Source organism: Phyllobacterium sp. NPDC097923 (assembly GCF_044760925.1).
Lineage (GTDB): Bacteria > Pseudomonadota > Alphaproteobacteria > Rhizobiales > Rhizobiaceae > Phyllobacterium > Phyllobacterium calauticae.
The window spans coordinates 422,346-440,907 of record NZ_JBIWBL010000002.1; the positions used below are offsets into that span (position 1 = coordinate 422,346).

Consider the following 18,562-nt stretch of genomic DNA (forward strand, 5'->3'; position numbering starts at 1 on the left):
ATCAATCCTCGTGGATCAGGCTGTGGTCACGGCTGTCGCGCATCTTGATATAGACGATGAGGGACAGGCCGATCATGATGGTCACGTACCAGAAGAACCATGTCTCGTGGCCCATCTGCTTGAACTTCAGCGCCACCCATTCGGCGGTGCCGCCGAAGATCGTGTTGGCCAGGGCATAGGGCAGGGCAACGCCAAGCGCCCGGATATGCGCGGGGAAAAGCTCAGCCTTCACCACGGCGTTGATGGAGGTGTAGCCGGTGACGATCAGGAGACCGGCCAGCGACAGGGCAAAGGCGACGTAGGGACTGGTGGTGACGGCCAGCGTGGAGAAGATGAGGTAGGTGAAGAGAACGCCGAGAATACCGAAGCCGACCATCAGCGGCTTGCGGCCGATCCTGTCCGAAAGAGCCCCGGCGATGGGCTGGCACAGCATGAAGATCAGCAGGGCAAGCGCTGTGATTTCGCTCGACGATTCCTTGCTGAAGCCGGAGGTGTTGACGAGGAATTTCTGCAGGTATGTGGTGTAGGCATAGAAGGCGAGCGTACCGCCGGATGTCAGTGCCAGAACGGTGAAGGCTTCTTTCGGATAGTGCCGGAACAGGGCAAAGCCGCTGGATTTCGGCTTGTCATCGTTCTTGGCATTGTGAAAGGACTGGGTTTCGGCAAGGCCGCGACGAATGTAGAAAACCGCGATGGCCAGGAAGCCGCCAATGGCGAAGGGAATGCGCCAGCCCCACGCACCGAGCTGTTCCGGCGTCAGGATGCGCTGCAGGATAAGCAGAACCACGAGGGCCACGAGCTGTCCGGAAATCAGCGTCACGTACTGGAAGCTTGAATAGAAGCCGCGGCGGTTCTTGCCGGCCATTTCGCTGAGATAGGTTGCGCTGGCGCCATATTCGCCGCCGACGCTCAGGCCCTGCAGCAGGCGTGCCAGGACCAGAAGGGTCGGAGCCAGAAGACCGATCGATTCGTAACCCGGCGTGATGGCAATCAGCAGCGAGCCCAGGCACATCAGCGTCACGGACAGGGTAAGGCCGGCCTTGCGGCCCTTGCGGTCGGCATAGATGCCCATGACCCAGGCACCGATCGGACGCATCAGGAAGCCGACGGCGAAGACAGCTGCGGCGCTCAGAAGCTCGGCGGTCTGGTTGCCGGAAGGGAAAAAGACGGGGGCAAAATAGAGCGTGAAAGCGGCATAGACATACCAGTCATACCATTCGACAAGATTACCCGCCGAACCGCCGATGATGGATTTCAGTCGGGTTTTAACGTCGGGTGCAACGGCAATGGGTGCGGTTTCGGCAATATCGCTCATGAAAATTCCTACCTTTGATTGTGGCTGACCGTCTGCGCGGCGCTGATTTCCGGCATGGCGTTTCTTCGGTGTGAAACAGGGACTCCCTGCCTCCAAGTCTTAGGGCAGCCCCCGCCAGAATTCAAATCCTTATCTGCCCGGCCGGTTTTGACGCGATCCGCTGACGTGCAACTGCACCAAAGCGTGATCGCAAAGATCAGAAAATTGCCATGATCCGGGAACTCCCTCTGGCCGGTGCCGTTTTTCACAATGGGAAGGATGCGAGACAAGACACGTTGCACTCGAACACCCCTGTCATTTTGCCCGCAACAATCCTCAGGAGAAGAAGATGGATCTCAACAGACGCGATATGCTCGTCCTCTCGGGCGCCGTGGCAGCCACAACGCTCTTTGCTCCAAACATCCAGGCGCATGCAGCCGCCCCTTTCAAGCAGCCGGAACTGCCCTATGCCGAAGACGCTCTGGCGCCCATTATCTCCGCGCGCACGATCGGCCTGCATTATGGCAAGCACCATGCGGGCTATTTCAAGAAGCTGAACACCCTGGTGGAAAAGACGCCCTATGCCGATCTTTCGCTCGAAGAGGTGGTGGTGCGGGCGAAGAAGGAAGGTAATGCGCCAGTCTTCAACAATGCGGCGCAGGCCTGGAACCATAACCTGTACTGGCAGCAATTCCAGGGCGGGTCCGCGCCCGCCAGGGGTGCCTTTGCAGCGGCGGCAGAAAGCGGCTTTGGCGGGCTTGATGGCCTGAAGAAGAAGATCGTTGCCGAATCAGACAATGTTTTCGGGACAGGCTGGGTCTGGCTGGTCAGGGATGGCGACAAGCTTGCCGTGGCGGGCATGAAAGACGCTGGCGATCCGTTGGCTGAAGGCGGCAAGGCCGTGCTTGGCATCGACGTCTGGGAGCACGCCTATTATCTCGACTATGAAAACCGCCGTGCTGAGCATGTGGCAGCGGTTCTCGACAAGCTGGTTAACTGGCAGTTCGTTTCCGACCGGTTTGACGCCTGATCCGGCTCATTGCTGCGATGGTTCAGAAAATATCCTAGCCGAAATTCGGGACGCGGATGTAGTGTTCGAGCGGGCTGACGTGTCCTTGCGGTTCATCATCCTGCTCGTCATGCGCCGCTTCCTGCGCCAGCGCTGCATCCTTCTCCAGGCGCGCCTCGCGGATTTCCTTTTCCGAACTTTCCCCCATGCACAGGGCGCCAAGCAGGATCATGCGCGCCTTGCCGGCAAGGCCGGAATGATCTTCATCCAGGGCGATATCGAGAATGACCCGGCTGAAATCGGTTGGCTCCGACGCAGCTCCAGCGGTGTGGCGGAGCCGGTCGCGGCGCATATTCTCGGCATTGATCAGGCTGTAGAGCTTTTCGCGCAGGTCCGCGCCGACGTTTTCGTATTGAGCTGCAAGGCTCGGTGCAGCCGCGGCGAGCTTCTGCTTTTGCCGCTCCCGGTGCCGTTTCTGTCTCTCTGCGTTGGATAGTGCCATGGGTATGTCTGTGCCGTAACGAACGCGAATCACTTGCATGAACTTGATAGGGGTGCGTGCCCTAACGGGCAACATTATGGTCACGTAACACACAGACTGTGGATAACAATCGTTACGATTGCGTGCGTTACGTAACGCGAGCCGTTATGGCATTGGGCCTCGCCGTAACGCCTGTGACGGAACCATAAGAACGTGGTGGCGTTCTTTGACGCGCAGGGTTAGGGATATTGCACGATAAGGTTGCAAATCTGTCGGCCGGAATGAATGGAATCGTGAATGGAAACCAAGGCCAATTATCTTGTGGTCAGTATTTTCACCCTGCTGGTGAGCGCGCTGGCCCTTGGTTTCGTCTACTGGATCGAGCGTTTGGGCGACACGCGCCCCACGGCAATGCTTGAAATCCGCATTCCGGGCTCTGTTACGGGACTGGCCGTGAAAAGCCAGGTTCTGTTCAACGGTCTGAAGGTCGGCGATGTGACCCGGCTTTTCGTCGATGCCAGCAATCCCGATGTGGTGATCGCCCAGACGCAGATCGATGCAACCACGCCAATCACGCGGTCGACCCAGGCGCAGCTGGCCTTCGTCCTGTTGACCGGGCAGGCCTATATCGAGCTGAAGGGCGGCAAGAGTTATGAACCGAAGCTCCTTGAAGAAGCGGAAAAGGAAGATACGGTCGCGCGTATCGATATCGACCCGTCATCCCTGAAAACCCTTGTCCAGACGGTGCAGGATGTGCTGCAGCGCGTGGATCGTGCCATGGATGCCACCGAAAACTATCTGGACGAGATGAAAGGGCCGGCGCTCGACCGGGCGCACGAAGCCAAGGCGTTTACCCAGCAGCTTGCCGACAGCACGGATATGATCAACCGTTACGGACAGCGGGCGCAGGATGTGCAGGCGGTGATACAGGATGCGCGTGAAACCATGTCGCGGATCAACCAGGCTTCTGTCAAAGTCGACGATGCGCTGACGAAGCTGGACAAGGAACTCTCCGAAGACAAGGGCAGCACGGTCGCCAATATCCGCGAACAGCTGCAATCCTATCGCGATACGGCTGACAGCCTGCAGGCCCGGCTGGCGCCAATCCTGAAAACACTGGGAACCTATACCGGTGAAAAGCTGCGCAACGCGCAAAAGTTCATTTCCGACAGTCGGCGCTCGGTCGAGTCAATCGAACGGGCGATTTCGAACTTTGACAGCAATCCGCGGGACGTTCTGTTCGGCGGAGACAGCAAGGTTCCGGAGTATAACGGGCGGCGCTGAATCCGGGATCGCCGCCGCATAGGCGCTCAAGGTAGTGCTCGACACACCGGCATTCGATGGATAGCGTTGCAACCCTGTATGGGGGATATGATGCGGTTCAATGTGATCGGAACGGGACTTTTGATTGCGGCACTTGCGGGCTGCACAACGCCATCCGGCGGCAGGAGCGGCGAAGCCGCGCTTGTGGCGGATGTCAAACAACTGGTGACCACATCCTATCAGTGCCAGAGCGCGCTTGGCCGCGAGCCGCATTACTCCGCCATTGAAAGCAGCGAGACCATCCTCAAGGCGCTCGGCCGCTCACCTGAGGAGGCTGACCGGACCGTTCGCGGCTGGCTGAAAGGCCTGATTGCGTCACCGAGGCAGCCAACGGATATGGACCGCAAGTCGTGCAAGGATACGCTGCTGAAACTGGCGGAGAAAGTCAGGGTCGAATTCGAGGCGCGCAAAACCAGGGGATGATGCATGGCTGAGCCGGAGCCCCCGCAATCTGCCTCCCTGTCACCGGTATTGTTTGTTCTGGTGCTTGTGTTCGCTGCCGGTGTGAGTTCGGTTTTGTTCTATCCGGCGATGTCTCTGCTGGGCGGTATTGTCGGGCTGTTCCGGGCGACGGGTTAGCCTCCACATTTCAAACGGTCTTGACGCGTTGCGGACATGTAGCCGTAATCCGTGCGATGTATATTGCCGCGCCTATGGAGGCTTCGTAATGGCTCGCATGTCTGGCATGTTTCTGGTTGTTTTGTTTTTTATTGCTCTGGTTTCCTTCGAGATTCTCAAGAAAGAACAGATCGCCGGTTCGGGACATGTCATTGCCAAGACGATCGATATCGAGACATTCGATGGGATTACGCTGGAAGGTATCGGCAATATCCAGATGAAGCAGGGCGACGGCGAGAGTCTCGTCGTCACCACGGACGACAATATCCTACCGCTGCTGGATATCGGTGTTCGCGGCGGCGATCTCGTGCTTGGTACCCGGGGCAGGATCGAAATCGTGCCGTCGAAAACGGTTGCATATGACATTACGGTCAAGGATCTCAGCCGGGTCACATTGTCCGGTTCCGGCAGCATCCGCGCCGGCGCATTCAAAGGCAGCACGGTGAAGATCGATTTGTCCGGCTCCGGCGATATCCAATTCGACGCGCTGAGCGCTGAGCAGATCCTGCCCCGGGTGACCGGCTCGGGCAGCGTAAAGCTGGACAATATAGCGGCCGGCGACGTCGCTGCCGCGATCACCGGATCGGGGCAGATCAGCCTTGGCGGCAAGGCGCAGACGCAGGAACTCGATCTGGATGGTTCGGGCGCCTATAACAATGGCGACCTGGCCACCGATGCCACGAAGGTGGATATTTCGGGCAGCGGCAGCGCCTTGGTCCAGGCAAAGAACACGCTGGATATCTTGGTGAACGGCAGCGGCAGGGTGGAATATTACGGCCAGCCGGCCGTCGAACAGCGTGGCCATGGCTCGATGCGCATCACGCCGCTCGGGGAGAGGTAGCTGTTTTCCCTTTTATGCAAAGGGAGATTAGAACATTTGGAGCGACACACTGCGATCGCAGATATCAAATGGTGTCTTCTATTCTGGATACGGGGCCATCATAACTGTTCAAGACTGTTTGGATTGCAGAAATTCTTAGAATTAGAGCGCCTTCAGAGTGGTCCTAGCTACGCCATGCCCAAGCCGCTTTCAAAACTCGCTGGTTTGATGTTGAATTGCTAGTCGAATGCGCTTCCACTTTTTTTGTGTAAACGAGTCACAGCGCCGCCATGCTTCGACTTCCCTGTTGAATGCTATTTCCCCAGCCCGTTGGCCGTGTCGCGCAATCTGCTCAGCAGCGAGTGCTCTGATTTCTGCTTTGGGGATCAGTCGAGGTCTGATCTCGCCTTCCCATGTCTCCCAAATGAACGCGCCCCATATCGGTGATGTAGCCAGCAATATAGCTAGCCATTTAAGTGAAAATACAAAAAACAAAGCTGCCCCCAGATGAGACGAATTATCTGAATTTAAGATAACTGATTTTCAGATTTACTGGAAGTCCCGTTAAAGACGGGAACACTGATGGGAAAAACGCTTGGAACAGAAAAACACAAGGCGCTGATCGCTTTGCTGATCGCCAGGCGGGAAGCTGCCGGCCTCACGCAGACGCAGCTTGCCGATGCACTGGGCGAATATCAGTCCTTTGTCGCCCGGCTCGAAAGCGGTCAGCGTCGCGTGGATGTGGTCGAGCTGATCGAGCTTGCGGGCATTCTCGGATTTGATGCGGCGCAGATGGTGAAGGCGGTTGAACTGTCCGGCGAAGCGGACCGGGCTTAAGTCTGGAGACGCATCTTCAGGAAAGTAATGGCGGAGAGGGAGGGATTTGAACCCCCGATGGAGTTGCCCCCATGCCGCATTTCGAGTGCGGTGCTTTCAACCACTCAGCCACCTCTCCGCGTAAAAGCGCCTGTCGTGGACAGACGCCTGATAAAGCCGGGATGTTCTCCCTGCCGGTGCCGCGATGTCCCGAAGGACTTGGCTTGAGCGTGCGACGCGCTAGATAGCGGGCAAAGCGCAAGGATACAAGAGCAATTTTGCGTTAAATTTCTTGACTCTCGCATAATCCTCACCTTATAAGCGCCCGACGACTGGCGTGGGGGATTCTCCGCGCCGTTTGTTTTTGAGTCCGGATGCCCGGATCCCTAGGGGTTGCAGGCATCTTTCGATTAATATGTCACGACTGACAAAAAGACGGTTAGCGCCCTTCAAACGGCAAAAAACCGAACCGAACGCCGAAAGGGCATAAAATGTTCGCAGTCATCAAGACCGGTGGTAAGCAGTATCGCGTTGCCGCCAATGACCTTCTGAAGGTCGAGAAAGTTGCCGGCAATGCCGGTGATATCGTTGAATTTGCCGAAGTTCTGATGGTTGGCGTCGGTGCAGACGCCACGATCGGTGCTCCGACCGTTGGCGGCGCGCTGGTCACAGCCGAAGTCGTCGAGCAGGGCCGGGCACGCAAGGTCATCGCTTTCAAGAAGCGTCGCCGCCAGAACTCCAAGCGTACACGCGGTCATCGTCAGGAACTGACGACGATCCGGATCGCCGAGATCCTGACGGGTGGTGCCAAGCCTTCGAAGACTGCCGCTGACAAGCCGGTCAACAAGAAGCCTGCTCCGAAGGTGGAAGCTGCCGCTGCGGAAGCAACCGAGACGAAAGCCGCCCCGAAAGCCAAAGCTGCGCCGAAGAAGGCTGCTGCCAAGGCCGAAAAGCCCGCTTCGGGCGAGTAAGAACAGGTTTAAAGGAGCAATCCCATGGCACACAAAAAAGCTGGTGGTTCGTCGCGCAACGGTCGTGATTCCGAATCAAAGCGTCTTGGCGTGAAGAAGTTTGGCGGCGAGCGCGTGCTTGCCGGCAACATCCTCGTTCGTCAACGCGGCACCAAATGGCATGCGGGCGTCAATGTTGGCATTGGCAAGGATCATACACTCTTCGCACTTGAAGCCGGTGTTGTATCTTTCCGTACCAAAGCCAATGGCCGTAGTTTCGTGTCGATCGTGAACCCGATCGCCGAAGCAGCAGAATAGCTGGTCCTGCTTGAAGCACCGGCGTCCCCATCGGACCCGGTGACTGGCATCCAAGCCAAGAGATCAAAGGGGAGATGGGGTTTCACCCATCTCCCTTTTCGCATCTGGAGGATAGCAAAATGGTTGCCGAATTACTGGAAGACGATGAAGACAGGCTGGACCTGATAGACTGTCCGGTCCTCGTGACCGAACGCCTGGTCCTGCGCGCGCCGCACACCGAGGACGTTGACGCAATTGCCCGTCTCGCCGACAATCCCCGTGTGGCGGAAATGCTTTCCCGCATGCCCCATCCCTACACGCAGGATCATGCGGTGGACTTCGTGCGCCGCGCCAATGCGGGCGAGATCGGCAAATGCGTCTACGCGATTACCCTTGCGCAATCCGGCACCTTCATCGGCTGCTGCGGCATCAATTACCGCCGCAGCAAGGACTTGCGGATGAGCGAGCCTCGCCGGGATGAGCTGGAGATCGGCTATTGGCTGGGCGAGCCTTACTGGGGCAAGGGCTATGCCACGGAAACCGCGCATGCGCTGGTGGATCTCGTGTTCCGCGCCACGCAGGTGGAAAAGCTGCATGCGTCGTGCCGGGTCTCCAACATCGGTTCGCGGCGCGTGCTCTACAAGAGCGGGTTCCAGTATGCCAATACCGGCATGATGGATTCGCTCGCTGCAGGCAATGTGCCTGTCGAACGCTATATGCTGGATCGCCGGACATGGATCGGGCTTCGCAGCTGGAACGCATAAATTACAATTGGCCGCCGCGATCTCTTGCGACGGCCAGTTTTCTTCCCGCGCATTTTCCTGTAATGGCTCGGGACATCAAAAAGGACTGAACTTCCATGAAATTTCTCGATCAGGCGAAAGTCTATATCCGCTCCGGCGATGGTGGTGCCGGCTCGGTATCGTTCCGCCGTGAAAAATTTCTGGAATTCGGCGGTCCCGATGGCGGCGATGGCGGGCGCGGCGGTGACGTCTGGGCCGAGGCCGTGGACGGTCTCAACACGCTGATCGACTATCGCTACCAGCAGCATTTCAAGGCCAAGACCGGCATGCACGGCATGGGCCGCAACATGACGGGCGGCAAGGGTGCCGATGTGGTGCTCAAGGTTCCCGTGGGAACGCAGATTTTTGAAGACGACAATGAAACCCTGATCTACGATTTTACCGCCGTGGGGCAGCGCTACCGGCTTGCCAAGGGCGGCAATGGCGGCTTCGGCAATCTGCACTTCAAGACATCGACCAACCAGGCGCCGCGGCGCGCCAATCCGGGACTCGAAGGCGAAGAGCGCAATCTGTGGCTGCGGCTGAAGCTGATCGCCGATGCCGGTCTTCTCGGCAAGCCGAATGCCGGCAAGTCGACGTTTCTCGCCAGCGTGACGGCAGCCAAGCCGAAAATCGCCGACTATCCCTTCACCACCCTGCATCCGAACCTGGGCGTTGCCCGCGTCGACGCCCGCGAATTCGTCATTGCCGATATTCCGGGATTGATCGAAGGCGCGCATGAGGGCGTCGGTATCGGTGACCGGTTCCTTGGCCATGTCGAGCGCACGCGGGTTCTCCTGCATCTCGTTTCCGCACAGGAAGAGAATGTGGCCGAGGCCTACAAGACCGTGCGCACCGAGCTTGAAGCGTATGGTCATGGGCTCGCCGACAAGCTGGAGATCGTGGCGCTGAGCCAGATCGATACGCTGGATGCCGCGGCGCGCAAAAAGAAGGTGGCCGCGCTGAAAAAGGCCGCGGGCCGCGAGCCGATGCTCCTGTCTTCGGTCAGCCGCGAGGGTGTCGAGCAGGTGCTTCGTGCCTTGTCTGCGATCATTCTTGAATCGCGTCAGTCAGAGGCCCCGGCAGAGGTCGATACCCGCTTCAAATATTGAGTGCATCATGTCTGTGCAGAACGAGCTCGCTTCTCCCGCCACCATCAAGCTTTCCGCCTATCGGCGGATCGTGGTCAAGATCGGTTCGGCATTGCTGGTGGACCGCGCCAAAGGACTGAAGCGCGACTGGCTGGAAAGCCTTGGCGCCGATGTGGCAAAGCTGGTGCAGGCCGGTGTCGAGGTGATGATCGTCTCCTCCGGCGCCATCGCCCTCGGGCGGATGGTGCTCGGACTGCCGAAGGGCGCGCTGCGGCTCGAGGAAAGCCAGGCTGCGGCTGCGGCGGGTCAGATCGAACTTGCCAAAGCCTATTCCGAGGTGCTGGGCGGGCATCAGCTGCGCGCTGGCCAGATCCTGCTTACGCTTTCCGACACGGAAGAGCGCCGCCGTTATCTCAACGCCCGCGCCACCGTCGGCACCCTGCTGCGGCTCAAGGCCGTGCCCGTCATCAATGAGAATGACACGGTAGCGACCACGGAAATCCGTTATGGCGACAATGACCGTCTTGCCGCGCGGGTGGCGACGATGATGGGGGCGGACCTCCTGATTCTCCTGTCCGACATTGACGGGCTCTATACCGCGCCGCCGCATCAGAATCCCGATGCGCAGTTCCTGCCGGTTGTCGATGCCATTACGCCAGAGATTGAGGCCATGGCTGGTGCCGCTGCGTCGGAATATTCGCGGGGCGGCATGAAGACCAAGCTCGATGCCGGCAAGATTGCCAATGCGGCGGGCACGGCAATGATCATTGCCTCCGGCACCCGCATGCATCCGCTGGGTGCCATCGATGCGGGCGAGCGGTCAACACTGTTCAAGCCGAGCCTCAATCCGGTGAATGCATGGAAGACGTGGATATCGGGCAATCTCGAGCCGGCCGGGCGGCTGGTGATCGACGAGGGTGCGCTGACGGCGCTCAAATCCGGCAAATCGCTTCTGGCTGCCGGTGTCCGTGACGTTGCCGGTCAGTTCACCCGCGGCGATACGGTTGCGGTTGTCGGTCCGGATGGACGCGAAGCCGCGCGCGGCCTTATTGCCTATGATGCCGCAGATGCCGTAAGGATTGCAGGGCGCAAGACCAATGAGATTGCCGCGATCCTCGGTTACGATGCCCGGTCGGCGATGATACACCGGGATGATCTGGTTGTACGCGCAGCAAAACGTGCTGCGAAGGAGTGAGAAATGCTGGGACGGGTCGAACCGATTGACGACGTTGCTGAATTGATGGCCGGAATCGGCCGCAAGGCCCGTGCCGCTGCCCAGCCGCTGTCCATCGCTTCGCCGGAACAGAAGATGATTGCCCTGATCGCCATGGCGGATGCGGTGGATCGCCGTGCCCCGGAGATTCTGGACGCCAACCGGCAGGATATGGCCGATGGTGAAAAGGCCGGGATGGCCGCCTCGCTGCTCGACCGGCTGAAACTGGATGCAGGCCGTATCGCTGCGATCTCGGAAAGCATCCGCACCATTGCCGCCCTCAAGGACCCCGTTGGGGACATCATTGCCGAATGGGACCGTCCCAATGGCCTGCACATCGAGCGCGTGCGCACGCCGCTCGGTGTTATTGGCGTGATTTACGAAAGCCGCCCGAATGTAACAGCCGATGCGGGTGCCCTTTGCCTGAAGTCGGGCAATGCCGTCATCCTGCGCGGCGGGTCGGATTCCGCCCATTCCTCCCGCGCCATTCATGCGGCGCTGACCGAAGGGCTCGAAGCGGCAGGTTTGCCCAGGGATGCCATCCAGCTCATCCCGGTGACGGACCGTGCCGCGGTTGGTGAAATGCTGAAGGGGCTGGACGGCAATCTCGACGTTATTATTCCGCGTGGCGGCAAGAGTCTCGTGGCCCGGGTGCAGGCGGAAGCGCGCGTGCCGGTCTTTGCCCATCTGGAAGGGCTCTGCCATGTCTATGTCGACGCCTCTGCCGATCTAGACATGGCGCGCCGGATTATCGTCAATGCCAAGATGCGCCGGACCGGCGTCTGCGGTTCCGCCGAGACACTGCTGCTCGACCGGCTGATCGCCCCCGCCCGTCTTTTGCCACTGCTTGAGGATTTGCAGGCAGCAGGCTGCGAAATTCGTGGTGACGCCGCAGTGGTCCAGCTATTATCAGCGGCAAAACCGGCGACGGAGGAGGACTGGTCGACGGAATATCTCGATGCCATCATATCCGTGAAGCTGGTTGACGGTATTGGCGACGCGATCGCGCATATCAATCACTATTCGTCCCACCATACGGAAGCGGTGATTGCTGAGGACATGCATGTGGTCGAGCGGTTCTTCAACGAGATCGACTCTGCCATCCTGCTGCACAACGCCTCGACACAGTTCGCCGACGGCGGTGAATTCGGCATGGGCGCGGAAATCGGCATCGCGACGGGCAAGATGCACGCACGGGGCCCCGTGGGTGTGGAGCAATTGACATCCTTCAAATACCGCGTGCGCGGCAATGGCCAGACCCGCCCGTGACATCCATCGATGCGTTACGTCACGATTTTCCCGGCGTGAGCGATGCGCATCTGCGCATGCCGTTCGTTGAAAAGGGCATGACCGTCGGGTTGTTTGGCGGATCATTCAATCCGCCCCATGCGGGCCACGCGCTGGTGGCGGAAATCTCGCTGCGCCGGCTGCAGCTCGACCAGCTCTGGTGGATCGTTACGCCGGGCAATCCGCTGAAGGACACGCGCCATCTGGCCCCTCTGGCGGAACGGCTGAAATTGTGCGAGCAGCAGGTGCATGACCCGCGCATCAAGGTGACGGCGTTTGAAGCGGCCTATAATGTGCGCTACACGGCCGACACGCTGGCTTTGATCAAGGCGCGCAATCCGGGTGTGCATTTTGTCTGGATCATGGGAGCGGACAATCTTGCCGATTTTCACCGCTGGCAGCGCTGGCAGAAGATTGCCATGACGTTTCCCATCGCCGTGATCGACCGTCCGGGTTCGACCCTGGCTTTTCTCTCGTCGCGCATGGCCAAGACGTTTGACTACGCCCGCTTCGATGAGGATGACGCCCCGCTGCTGGCACGGGCACCCGCGCCGGCATGGACTTTCATCCACGGGCCGCGTTCATCGCTGTCATCGACGGCGATACGCAACGGAGCCGTAAAACGGCAGGAATGAAAACGTGAACAAAGGCCGTGTCGCGACGTCTTGAAAGTGTCATGCGACTCTGCCTATCTTAATAACGTGCAGCAAGATTAAAGGCTGCGGCGCGTTGTTCTTATTGGAAAGGAAATACACTGAGAACAGCAATTCAGAAGAAGGATGCCTTGGCACCTTCAACGGCGGAGATGAACGGTGCAACTTCCGTTTCTCTTGCCCTCCAGACGGTCCTTGCCAGTCTCGATGACTCCAAGGCTGAAAAAATTGTCCCCATCGATCTTCGCGGAAAATCTGTCATCGGCGACCACATGGTCATCGCATCGGGCCGTTCGCACCGTCACGTAACGGCGGTGGCTGATCAGCTCCTGCGTGCGCTGAAGGAAAGCGGTCACGGAAACAATGCGAAGGTTGAAGGTCTTTCCAGCGGTGACTGGGTGCTGATCGACACGGGCGATATCATCATCCATATTTTCCGTCCTGAAGTGCGCGAGTTCTACAACATCGAAAAGATGTGGCAGGCTCCTGAACTTGACGGGGAAACCGTACATTAGAGCAAGGTGTGCCGTTACGGCACACGGAGCCTTGTGTGAGAAAGTTCTGACGGATCGGGGTATCCCGGCATAACGCCAGCGGGATGCTTCGGGCGGCTTACTGGATGTGGACCGGTCATGCGCCGGAGAGTTATTCTTCGCGCCAAATGACAAAGGACTGGACGTGCCATGCGCATCACCGTTTTTGCCGTGGGCCGGATGAAGTCTGGCCCCGAACGGGAACTGGCAGACCGCTATTTCGACCGGTTGAAGAAAACCGGTTCACCGCTTGGTCTCGAATTCAACTCCGTCACCGAAATCACCGAAAGCCGCGCCCAGCAGCCGGACCTGCGCAAACAGGAAGAGTCCGCCAAAGTGCTGGAAGCGCTGGATCAGGGCGGTGTACTCGTTCTTCTCGACGAGCGCGGCAAGACCATGCCATCGGAAGACTTTGCCAATGCAATCGCCCGGTTTCGCGATGACGGTAAACGCCAGCTGCTCCTGGCGATAGGCGGGCCTGACGGCCACGATGCGGATTTAAGGAAGCGTGCCGATCTTGTGCTGGCGCTGGGCGCCATGACCTGGCCGCATCAGATTGTCCGGATTCTCGTGGCGGAACAGCTCTACCGCGCGACCACGATCCTTTCCGGGCACCCATATCACCGGGTGTGAAGTGCTTTCGCCACCTCCGGCCGGAGATGGCGAAAAGCGGGCACTTGATGCCGATCAATAATCGTCCGGCTGGTAGTAACGGTCATCGCGGTATTCACGCCGGTAGTCGCGGCGGGGATAACGATCATCCCGCCAACGCGGACGGTCGTCGCGGTCCCGCCAGCGCGGACGCTCGGCACTGTCGGCAAAGACCGCCGAGCAGCCCTTGTCCACCCAGATGGTGCCGCGGCTGAAGCCCCAGCTCTGGCCGGGAATGCAGGCCGAACCCGAAAGCTGCCGGATGATCCGTGGCCGGCGCATGTCGGTCTCGCACTCATTGTAGCGGAAGCTGCGTGATTCGCATCTGATGGGCCGTTCCTGCGCCTGTGCGGCTGGAACCGTTACGAACTGCATACCCCCCAGGGTCACAGCCAAAGCTAGTATATATCGGTACATTTTCCCTCTCCGATATGATGACAACACACGCTGAAAGCGCATGTGTTCAAGGCGCAATTGTGGTGTTTGTTCCGTGCTCGTCAATCACATTTCCACCGCTGCCTGTTATGCTTTGTCAGGTGAATCGTCCAGTCTCGCCGTTCACGAGATCGGAGATGAAGCTGGAGACCGCCGTGATGCGGCGCAGGGTGCGCACGGATTCGTGGTAGGCAAGCCAATAGGATCGGTGAATCGTCCGTTCCGGCAGGACCGGCACGAGGTCGGGATATTCCCGTGCGATGAATGTATGCAGGATACCGATGCCCGCCCCGGCCTTCACCGCTTCCACCTGTCCGATGGCACTGGAAATCTCGAAAGCGGGGCGCCATTCGCGGGTGATTTCAGGCGCATAGTTCAGCGAAGGGCTGATGACCAGGTCGTCGACATAACCGACCAGCCGGTGCGCCGCGAGATCTTCGATGCTGCGGGGTGCCGGGTGCGCAGCCAGATAGGACCGGCTGGCATAGAGGCAGAGCGTGTAGTCAACGAGCTTTTTCGCCACGAGGCGTCCCTGATCGGGTCGGTCGACCGTAATGGCTATGTCAGCCTCGCGCCGCGACAGCGAGAAGGAACGGGGAACCGGAACAAGCTGGATCTTGAGATCGGGATAGCGGGCGGTGAGGGTGGCAAGGCGCGGCGCGAGGAAGGAGACACCGAAGCCATCCGGCGCGCCAATGCGCACTGATCCGGAAATGGACACATCGGCATCGCCAAGCGAGGAGCGGATCGACAGCATTTCCGCTTCCATGCGCTCAGCTGACAGGAGGAATTCTTCGCCGGCATGGGTCAGCTCGCAGCCGTTGGTGCGGCGGGTCAGCAGCTTGGTGTTGATATCATTCTCCAGCGCAGTGAGACGGCGCGCCACGGTCGCATGGTTGACGCCAAGCCGTTTGGCCGCGCCGAGTATTTGGCCCGAACGCGCGACAGCCAGAAAAATCCGCACATCGTCCCAGCTCATCGTTTGACCTCCTGTGCTATTCGTACTTCAATTTTTGCACAACGGATACGCTTTCGCTCGGCTTGCAATAAAAAATTTGAAGCGCGATGATAGGGTAACGAAATTCAGTCAATCCCAGGGAGGTTGCTCGCAATGCGTGAAGTCGGACATTTTATCGGTGGCAAGCATGTCGCCGGAACAAGCGGTCGTACGACCGAAATTTTCCAGCCCATGGACGGCACCGTTCAGGGCCGCGTGGCGCTCGCAACCCCCAATGAAGTGCGCGCTGCCATTGCCAATGCCAAGGCGGCTCAGCCGGCATGGGCCGCAACCAACCCGCAGCGCCGTGCGCGCGTGTTGCGTAAGTTCCTTGATCTCGTCGAAGCCGAATACGACTCGCTTGCCGAACTTCTGGCGCGCGAGCATGGCAAGACCATTCCCGATGCCAAGGGCGATATCCAGCGCGGTCTGGAAGTGGTCGAAGTTTGCCTCGGCTCAGCTCACATGCTCAAGGGTGAGTTCACCGACAATGCCGGCACGGGCATCGATGTTTATTCCATGCGCCAGCCGCTCGGCGTCGTTGCCGGTATCACCCCATTCAATTTCCCGGCAATGATTCCGCTGTGGAAGGCTGGTCCGGCGATTGCATCGGGCAATGCCTTCATTCTGAAGCCTTCCGAGCGCGATCCGGGCGTGCCGATGCGTCTGGCCGAACTCTTCATCGAGGCCGGTTTGCCGGCGGGCATCTTCAATGTCGTCAATGGCGACAAGGAAGCTGTCGACACCATTCTCGATGATCCGGATATCAAGGCTGTCGGCTTCGTCGGCTCGACGCCGATTGCCCAGTACATCTATTCGCGCGCCACGGCCAACGGCAAGCGTGCCCAGTGCTTCGGCGGTGCCAAGAACCACATGATCATCATGCCCGATGCGGACATGGACCAGACGGTTGATGCCCTTATCGGTGCCGGTTACGGTTCCGCGGGCGAGCGCTGCATGGCGATCTCCGTTGCCGTTCCTGTCGGCAAGGATACCGCAGATCGTCTCGTCGAGCGCCTGATCCCCCGGGTTGAAAGCCTGAAGGTCGGACCCTCCACCGACGCGTCGGCGGATTACGGCCCGGTTGTGACCCGGCAGGCGCTGGATCGCATCAAAGGCTATGTCGATCTGGGTATCCAGGAAGGTGCGAAGCTCGTCGTCGATGGCCGCGGCTTCAAGATGCAGGGTTATGAGAACGGCTTCTACATGGGTGGTTGTCTGTTCGATCACGTCACGCCCGACATGCGCATCTACAAGGAAGAAATTTTTGGTCCGGTTCTGGGCATTGTCCGCGCCGATACCTATGAGGATGCGATCCGTCTGCCGAATGAACACGAATACGGCAATGGCGTTGCGATCTTCACCCGTGACGGCGATGCTGCCCGGGATTTTGCCTCGCGCGTTCAGGTCGGCATGGTCGGCATCAATGTGCCAATTCCGGTTCCGATCGCCTATTACACCTTCGGCGGCTGGAAGGGTTCCGGTTTCGGCGATCTGAACCAGCATGGCCCGGATGCATTCCGCTTCTACACCAAGACCAAGACCGTGACGTCGCGCTGGCCGTCGGGCGTCAAGGACGGGGCCGAGTTCGTCATTCCGACGATGAAGTAACTCGCTTTGAGCTTTGAAATCGCCGTCCGGTTCCGCACCGGGCGGCGATTTTCTTTTGAGCCAAACCCGGTTTACGGGGCCATTGTCCGGAGATAGCCGATCAGCCGGGTCGCCTCGTCGGCGGCCTTGTCCGGTTCGCGGGCGATGATCGCCTTGATCAGCGCGGTGTGCGCCCCGGCGGATTGTTCGAGGCTGCCGGGCCGCTGCAGGCGGAACCAGAACCGGCGGCTGTGGGTTTGCAGCGGGGACGCGAGACGGGCCGCATAGGGGTTTTCCGCCGCCTGTCCGAGCACCGTATCGAAAATCTTGTCGGCGTTGAGAAAGCTGATCACATCGTTGCCTGAGCGTGCAGCCATCATTGCATCGGATGCCGCCTTCAGCCTTTCATGATGCAGCGATGCGCCATAGAGCGCCGCATCGCGTGCAAGAACCCGCTCGACACCCTCGCGCGCATCGAGAACCTTGGTAAAGTCCTGCGGATTGAGCGCGGCAATGGCAATGCCCGAGCGGGGGCGAATTTCCATCAAGCCTTCCCAGGCCAGCTTCTGCACCGCTTCGCGCACCGGCGTGCGGCCCATATTGGTAACATCCGTGAGGGTGCGCTCGTTGACGACCGCGCCAGGCTCAAGCTTCAGCGTGACGATCATCTCTTCGATCTGGCGATAGGCCAGTTCAGCAAGACTTTCGCCCGTCTGGGCCATGGTGTGGACTGCGGTTTGATCCATCAGATAAACTTTCTGTTCAAGGCAATTGACAGCCACACGCCTTACAGATATATTTCTGATATATCAAGAAGGAGAAGAGACATGTGGTCAGGCGTTTTCCCTGCGGTTACAACCAAATTCACTGAAGATGATAAACTCGATCACAAGGAAATGGAACGTTGCTTCTCGCTCCTGATGGATGCGGGTTGCGATGGTTTGATTGTTGCGGGTTCGCTCGGCGAAGGCCCGATGCTCAGCCACGAGGAAAAACTCGCGGTGCTGAAAACGGCGCAGGGTGTTGCCAAGGGCAAGCCGGTGCTTCTCACCATCAATGAAGCGGCAACCCGTGATGGCGCCGCGCTTGCCAAGCAGGCAGCCAAGGCCGGTGCCGACGGCCTCATGCTGGTTCCAAGCCCGATCTATCATACGGACCCGGAAGAAACGGTCACCACCCTGAAGGCCGTTGCAGCTGCCGGCGATCTGCCCGTCATGATCTATTCCAACCGCATTGCCTATCGCGTCGATGTGACCAGCGAAATCCTGGCGGAACTTGCGTCCGACAAGCACTTCGTGGCCATCAAGGAATCCTCCGACGACGTGCGCCGCACCACCGATATCATCAATACGTTCGGCAAGCGTTACGACCTCTTCACCGGCGTCGACAACCTTGCCTTCGAAGCGCTGACTGCAGGCGCCATCGGTTGGGTCGCCGGGCTGGTCACGGCCTTCCCGAAAGAGACCGTTGCGATCTACAAGCTCGTCGGTGCCGGCCGCTATGCCGAGGCACTGGATATCTATCGCTGGTTCCGCCCCTTGCTTGACCTCGATGTCTCCACCTATCTTGTGCAGAACATCAAACTGGCGGAAGTCCATGAAATCGGAACCAATGATCGCGTGCGTCTGCCGCGCCAGCCTTTGCGCGGTGCGCGCCGGGCGGCTGTCGACAAGATCGTCAGGGATGCAATGGCATCGCGGCCGAAGCTGCCTGTTCTCTGAG

At 59.2% G+C, this 18,562-nt stretch carries 22 protein-coding genes and 1 tRNA gene; 17 read left to right on the forward strand and 6 right to left on the reverse strand.

The annotated features are described in order from the left end of the window. Nucleotide 1: 1 nt before the first annotated feature. Nucleotides 2–1,315: an MFS transporter gene (locus ACIQWS_RS14410; protein WP_346307713.1), complete on the reverse strand. Its 1,314-nt coding sequence runs from the start codon at nucleotides 1,313–1,315 to the stop codon at nucleotides 2–4. Between the two features lie 328 nt (nucleotides 1,316–1,643). On the opposite strand from ACIQWS_RS14410, the gene ACIQWS_RS14415 reads away from it, so the two are divergent. After that, nucleotides 1,644–2,324: a superoxide dismutase gene (locus tag ACIQWS_RS14415; RefSeq protein WP_403180363.1), complete on the forward strand. Its 681-nt coding sequence runs from the start codon at nucleotides 1,644–1,646 to the stop codon at nucleotides 2,322–2,324. A 34-nt stretch (nucleotides 2,325–2,358) separates the two neighbouring features. Here ACIQWS_RS14415 and ACIQWS_RS14420 read toward each other — a convergent pair whose 3' ends face one another. Beyond that, nucleotides 2,359–2,805, reverse strand: a complete 447-nt coding sequence (locus tag ACIQWS_RS14420) for a hypothetical protein (RefSeq protein WP_403180366.1) — start codon at nucleotides 2,803–2,805, stop codon at nucleotides 2,359–2,361. Nucleotides 2,806–3,081: 276 nt separating this feature from the next. Here ACIQWS_RS14420 and ACIQWS_RS14425 point away from each other — a divergent pair, with 276 nt between their 5' ends. From ACIQWS_RS14425 to ACIQWS_RS14445, 5 genes are all read left to right on the forward strand, one after another. Next, nucleotides 3,082–4,068 carry an MlaD family protein gene (locus tag ACIQWS_RS14425; RefSeq protein ID WP_288192943.1) on the forward strand — a complete coding sequence of 329 codons (987 nt, stop codon included), beginning with the start codon at nucleotides 3,082–3,084 and terminating at the stop codon, nucleotides 4,066–4,068. A gap of 90 nt (nucleotides 4,069–4,158) precedes the next feature. Then, entirely contained in the window at nucleotides 4,159–4,530 is a 372-nt protein-coding gene (locus tag ACIQWS_RS14430; RefSeq protein WP_403180370.1) for a hypothetical protein, read from the forward strand. A gap of 3 nt (nucleotides 4,531–4,533) precedes the next feature. Next, nucleotides 4,534–4,686 (forward strand): hypothetical protein, encoded by a 153-nt coding sequence (locus tag ACIQWS_RS14435; RefSeq protein WP_346307708.1) that lies wholly within the window; start codon nucleotides 4,534–4,536, stop codon nucleotides 4,684–4,686. An 88-nt stretch (nucleotides 4,687–4,774) separates the two neighbouring features. Beyond that, nucleotides 4,775–5,566, forward strand: coding sequence for a head GIN domain-containing protein (locus ACIQWS_RS14440; protein ID WP_403180375.1), 792 nt, complete (start codon nucleotides 4,775–4,777; stop codon nucleotides 5,564–5,566). A 561-nt stretch (nucleotides 5,567–6,127) separates the two neighbouring features. Continuing rightward, the gene (locus tag ACIQWS_RS14445) at nucleotides 6,128–6,382 is read left to right on the forward strand and encodes a helix-turn-helix transcriptional regulator (RefSeq protein WP_346307706.1); all 255 of its coding nucleotides are present in this window, start codon (nucleotides 6,128–6,130) and stop codon (nucleotides 6,380–6,382) included. 28 nt (nucleotides 6,383–6,410) lie between these two features. Here ACIQWS_RS14445 and ACIQWS_RS14450 read toward each other — a convergent pair. After that, nucleotides 6,411–6,500: transfer RNA gene (locus ACIQWS_RS14450), tRNA-Ser, on the reverse strand. 352 nt (nucleotides 6,501–6,852) lie between these two features. Here ACIQWS_RS14450 and rplU point away from each other — a divergent pair. The 9 genes from rplU (at nucleotide 6,853) to rlmH (ending at nucleotide 13,800) form a co-directional block, all read left to right on the forward strand. Beyond that, entirely contained in the window at nucleotides 6,853–7,332 is a 480-nt protein-coding gene (gene rplU, locus ACIQWS_RS14455; RefSeq protein WP_223613754.1) for a 50S ribosomal protein L21, read from the forward strand. A gap of 24 nt (nucleotides 7,333–7,356) precedes the next feature. Beyond that, nucleotides 7,357–7,629 (forward strand): 50S ribosomal protein L27, encoded by a 273-nt coding sequence (gene rpmA, locus ACIQWS_RS14460; RefSeq protein WP_223613753.1) that lies wholly within the window; start codon nucleotides 7,357–7,359, stop codon nucleotides 7,627–7,629. A gap of 119 nt (nucleotides 7,630–7,748) precedes the next feature. Continuing rightward, nucleotides 7,749–8,372 carry a GNAT family N-acetyltransferase gene (locus tag ACIQWS_RS14465; RefSeq protein WP_223613752.1) on the forward strand — a complete coding sequence of 208 codons (624 nt, stop codon included), beginning with the start codon at nucleotides 7,749–7,751 and terminating at the stop codon, nucleotides 8,370–8,372. Between the two features lie 95 nt (nucleotides 8,373–8,467). Beyond that, nucleotides 8,468–9,502 (forward strand): GTPase ObgE, encoded by a 1,035-nt coding sequence (gene obgE / locus ACIQWS_RS14470; protein WP_223613751.1) that lies wholly within the window; start codon nucleotides 8,468–8,470, stop codon nucleotides 9,500–9,502. A gap of 7 nt (nucleotides 9,503–9,509) precedes the next feature. Then, nucleotides 9,510–10,676: a glutamate 5-kinase gene (proB, locus tag ACIQWS_RS14475; protein WP_403180387.1), complete on the forward strand. Its 1,167-nt coding sequence runs from the start codon at nucleotides 9,510–9,512 to the stop codon at nucleotides 10,674–10,676. A gap of 3 nt (nucleotides 10,677–10,679) precedes the next feature. Further along, on the forward strand, nucleotides 10,680–11,963 hold the full coding sequence (locus tag ACIQWS_RS14480) for a glutamate-5-semialdehyde dehydrogenase (RefSeq protein WP_346307702.1): 1,284 nt from the start codon (nucleotides 10,680–10,682) through the stop codon (nucleotides 11,961–11,963). 56 nt (nucleotides 11,964–12,019) lie between these two features. Continuing rightward, nucleotides 12,020–12,616: a nicotinate-nucleotide adenylyltransferase gene (locus ACIQWS_RS14485; RefSeq protein WP_403181016.1), complete on the forward strand. Its 597-nt coding sequence runs from the start codon at nucleotides 12,020–12,022 to the stop codon at nucleotides 12,614–12,616. A 149-nt stretch (nucleotides 12,617–12,765) separates the two neighbouring features. Beyond that, entirely contained in the window at nucleotides 12,766–13,149 is a 384-nt protein-coding gene (gene rsfS / locus ACIQWS_RS14490; RefSeq protein WP_223613748.1) for a ribosome silencing factor, read from the forward strand. 168 nt (nucleotides 13,150–13,317) lie between these two features. Continuing rightward, nucleotides 13,318–13,800: a 23S rRNA (pseudouridine(1915)-N(3))-methyltransferase RlmH gene (rlmH, locus tag ACIQWS_RS14495; protein WP_223613747.1), complete on the forward strand. Its 483-nt coding sequence runs from the start codon at nucleotides 13,318–13,320 to the stop codon at nucleotides 13,798–13,800. Nucleotides 13,801–13,854: 54 nt separating this feature from the next. On the opposite strand, the gene ACIQWS_RS14500 is transcribed toward rlmH, so the two are convergent. Both ACIQWS_RS14500 and ACIQWS_RS14505 read right to left on the reverse strand, forming a co-directional pair. Then, the gene (locus ACIQWS_RS14500) at nucleotides 13,855–14,277 is read right to left on the reverse strand and encodes a DUF3011 domain-containing protein (RefSeq protein WP_403181019.1); all 423 of its coding nucleotides are present in this window, start codon (nucleotides 14,275–14,277) and stop codon (nucleotides 13,855–13,857) included. Nucleotides 14,278–14,350: 73 nt separating this feature from the next. Continuing rightward, nucleotides 14,351–15,232 (reverse strand): LysR family transcriptional regulator, encoded by an 882-nt coding sequence (locus tag ACIQWS_RS14505; protein ID WP_403180396.1) that lies wholly within the window; start codon nucleotides 15,230–15,232, stop codon nucleotides 14,351–14,353. Nucleotides 15,233–15,364: 132 nt separating this feature from the next. Here ACIQWS_RS14505 and ACIQWS_RS14510 point away from each other — a divergent pair, with 132 nt between their 5' ends. After that, nucleotides 15,365–16,861, forward strand: a complete 1,497-nt coding sequence (locus ACIQWS_RS14510) for a CoA-acylating methylmalonate-semialdehyde dehydrogenase (protein WP_223613744.1) — start codon at nucleotides 15,365–15,367, stop codon at nucleotides 16,859–16,861. Nucleotides 16,862–16,932: 71 nt separating this feature from the next. Here ACIQWS_RS14510 and ACIQWS_RS14515 read toward each other — a convergent pair whose 3' ends face one another. Beyond that, a complete protein-coding gene (locus ACIQWS_RS14515; RefSeq protein WP_346307700.1) occupies nucleotides 16,933–17,586 on the reverse strand; it encodes a GntR family transcriptional regulator in 654 nt (217 codons plus the stop codon). An 81-nt stretch (nucleotides 17,587–17,667) separates the two neighbouring features. Between ACIQWS_RS14515 and ACIQWS_RS14520 the strand changes: the two genes are divergently transcribed. Continuing rightward, nucleotides 17,668–18,561 carry a dihydrodipicolinate synthase family protein gene (locus ACIQWS_RS14520; RefSeq protein ID WP_346307699.1) on the forward strand — a complete coding sequence of 298 codons (894 nt, stop codon included), beginning with the start codon at nucleotides 17,668–17,670 and terminating at the stop codon, nucleotides 18,559–18,561. Nucleotide 18,562: the final 1 nt, after the last annotated feature.

Excerpts from the sequence above, each read along its gene's own strand:
- ACIQWS_RS14410 (WP_346307713.1), bottom strand. The coding sequence starts at position 1,315 with ATGAGCGATATTGCCGAAACCGCACCCATTGCCGTTGCACCCGACGTT.
- ACIQWS_RS14415 (WP_403180363.1), top strand. The coding sequence starts at position 1,644 with ATGGATCTCAACAGACGCGATATGCTCGTCCTCTCGGGCGCCGTGGCA.
- ACIQWS_RS14420 (WP_403180366.1), bottom strand. The coding sequence starts at position 2,805 with ATGGCACTATCCAACGCAGAGAGACAGAAACGGCACCGGGAGCGGCAA.
- ACIQWS_RS14425 (WP_288192943.1), top strand. The coding sequence starts at position 3,082 with ATGGAAACCAAGGCCAATTATCTTGTGGTCAGTATTTTCACCCTGCTG.
- ACIQWS_RS14430 (WP_403180370.1), top strand. The coding sequence starts at position 4,159 with ATGCGGTTCAATGTGATCGGAACGGGACTTTTGATTGCGGCACTTGCG.
- ACIQWS_RS14435 (WP_346307708.1), top strand. The coding sequence starts at position 4,534 with ATGGCTGAGCCGGAGCCCCCGCAATCTGCCTCCCTGTCACCGGTATTG.
- ACIQWS_RS14440 (WP_403180375.1), top strand. The coding sequence starts at position 4,775 with ATGGCTCGCATGTCTGGCATGTTTCTGGTTGTTTTGTTTTTTATTGCT.
- ACIQWS_RS14445 (WP_346307706.1), top strand. The coding sequence starts at position 6,128 with ATGGGAAAAACGCTTGGAACAGAAAAACACAAGGCGCTGATCGCTTTG.
- rplU (WP_223613754.1), top strand. The coding sequence starts at position 6,853 with ATGTTCGCAGTCATCAAGACCGGTGGTAAGCAGTATCGCGTTGCCGCC.
- rpmA (WP_223613753.1), top strand. The coding sequence starts at position 7,357 with ATGGCACACAAAAAAGCTGGTGGTTCGTCGCGCAACGGTCGTGATTCC.
- ACIQWS_RS14465 (WP_223613752.1), top strand. The coding sequence starts at position 7,749 with ATGGTTGCCGAATTACTGGAAGACGATGAAGACAGGCTGGACCTGATA.
- obgE (WP_223613751.1), top strand. The coding sequence starts at position 8,468 with ATGAAATTTCTCGATCAGGCGAAAGTCTATATCCGCTCCGGCGATGGT.
- proB (WP_403180387.1), top strand. The coding sequence starts at position 9,510 with ATGTCTGTGCAGAACGAGCTCGCTTCTCCCGCCACCATCAAGCTTTCC.
- ACIQWS_RS14480 (WP_346307702.1), top strand. The coding sequence starts at position 10,680 with ATGCTGGGACGGGTCGAACCGATTGACGACGTTGCTGAATTGATGGCC.
- ACIQWS_RS14485 (WP_403181016.1), top strand. The coding sequence starts at position 12,020 with ATGCCGTTCGTTGAAAAGGGCATGACCGTCGGGTTGTTTGGCGGATCA.
- rlmH (WP_223613747.1), top strand. The coding sequence starts at position 13,318 with ATGCGCATCACCGTTTTTGCCGTGGGCCGGATGAAGTCTGGCCCCGAA.
- ACIQWS_RS14500 (WP_403181019.1), bottom strand. The coding sequence starts at position 14,277 with ATGCGCTTTCAGCGTGTGTTGTCATCATATCGGAGAGGGAAAATGTAC.
- ACIQWS_RS14505 (WP_403180396.1), bottom strand. The coding sequence starts at position 15,232 with ATGAGCTGGGACGATGTGCGGATTTTTCTGGCTGTCGCGCGTTCGGGC.
- ACIQWS_RS14510 (WP_223613744.1), top strand. The coding sequence starts at position 15,365 with ATGCGTGAAGTCGGACATTTTATCGGTGGCAAGCATGTCGCCGGAACA.
- ACIQWS_RS14515 (WP_346307700.1), bottom strand. The coding sequence starts at position 17,586 with ATGGATCAAACCGCAGTCCACACCATGGCCCAGACGGGCGAAAGTCTT.
- ACIQWS_RS14520 (WP_346307699.1), top strand. The coding sequence starts at position 17,668 with ATGTGGTCAGGCGTTTTCCCTGCGGTTACAACCAAATTCACTGAAGAT.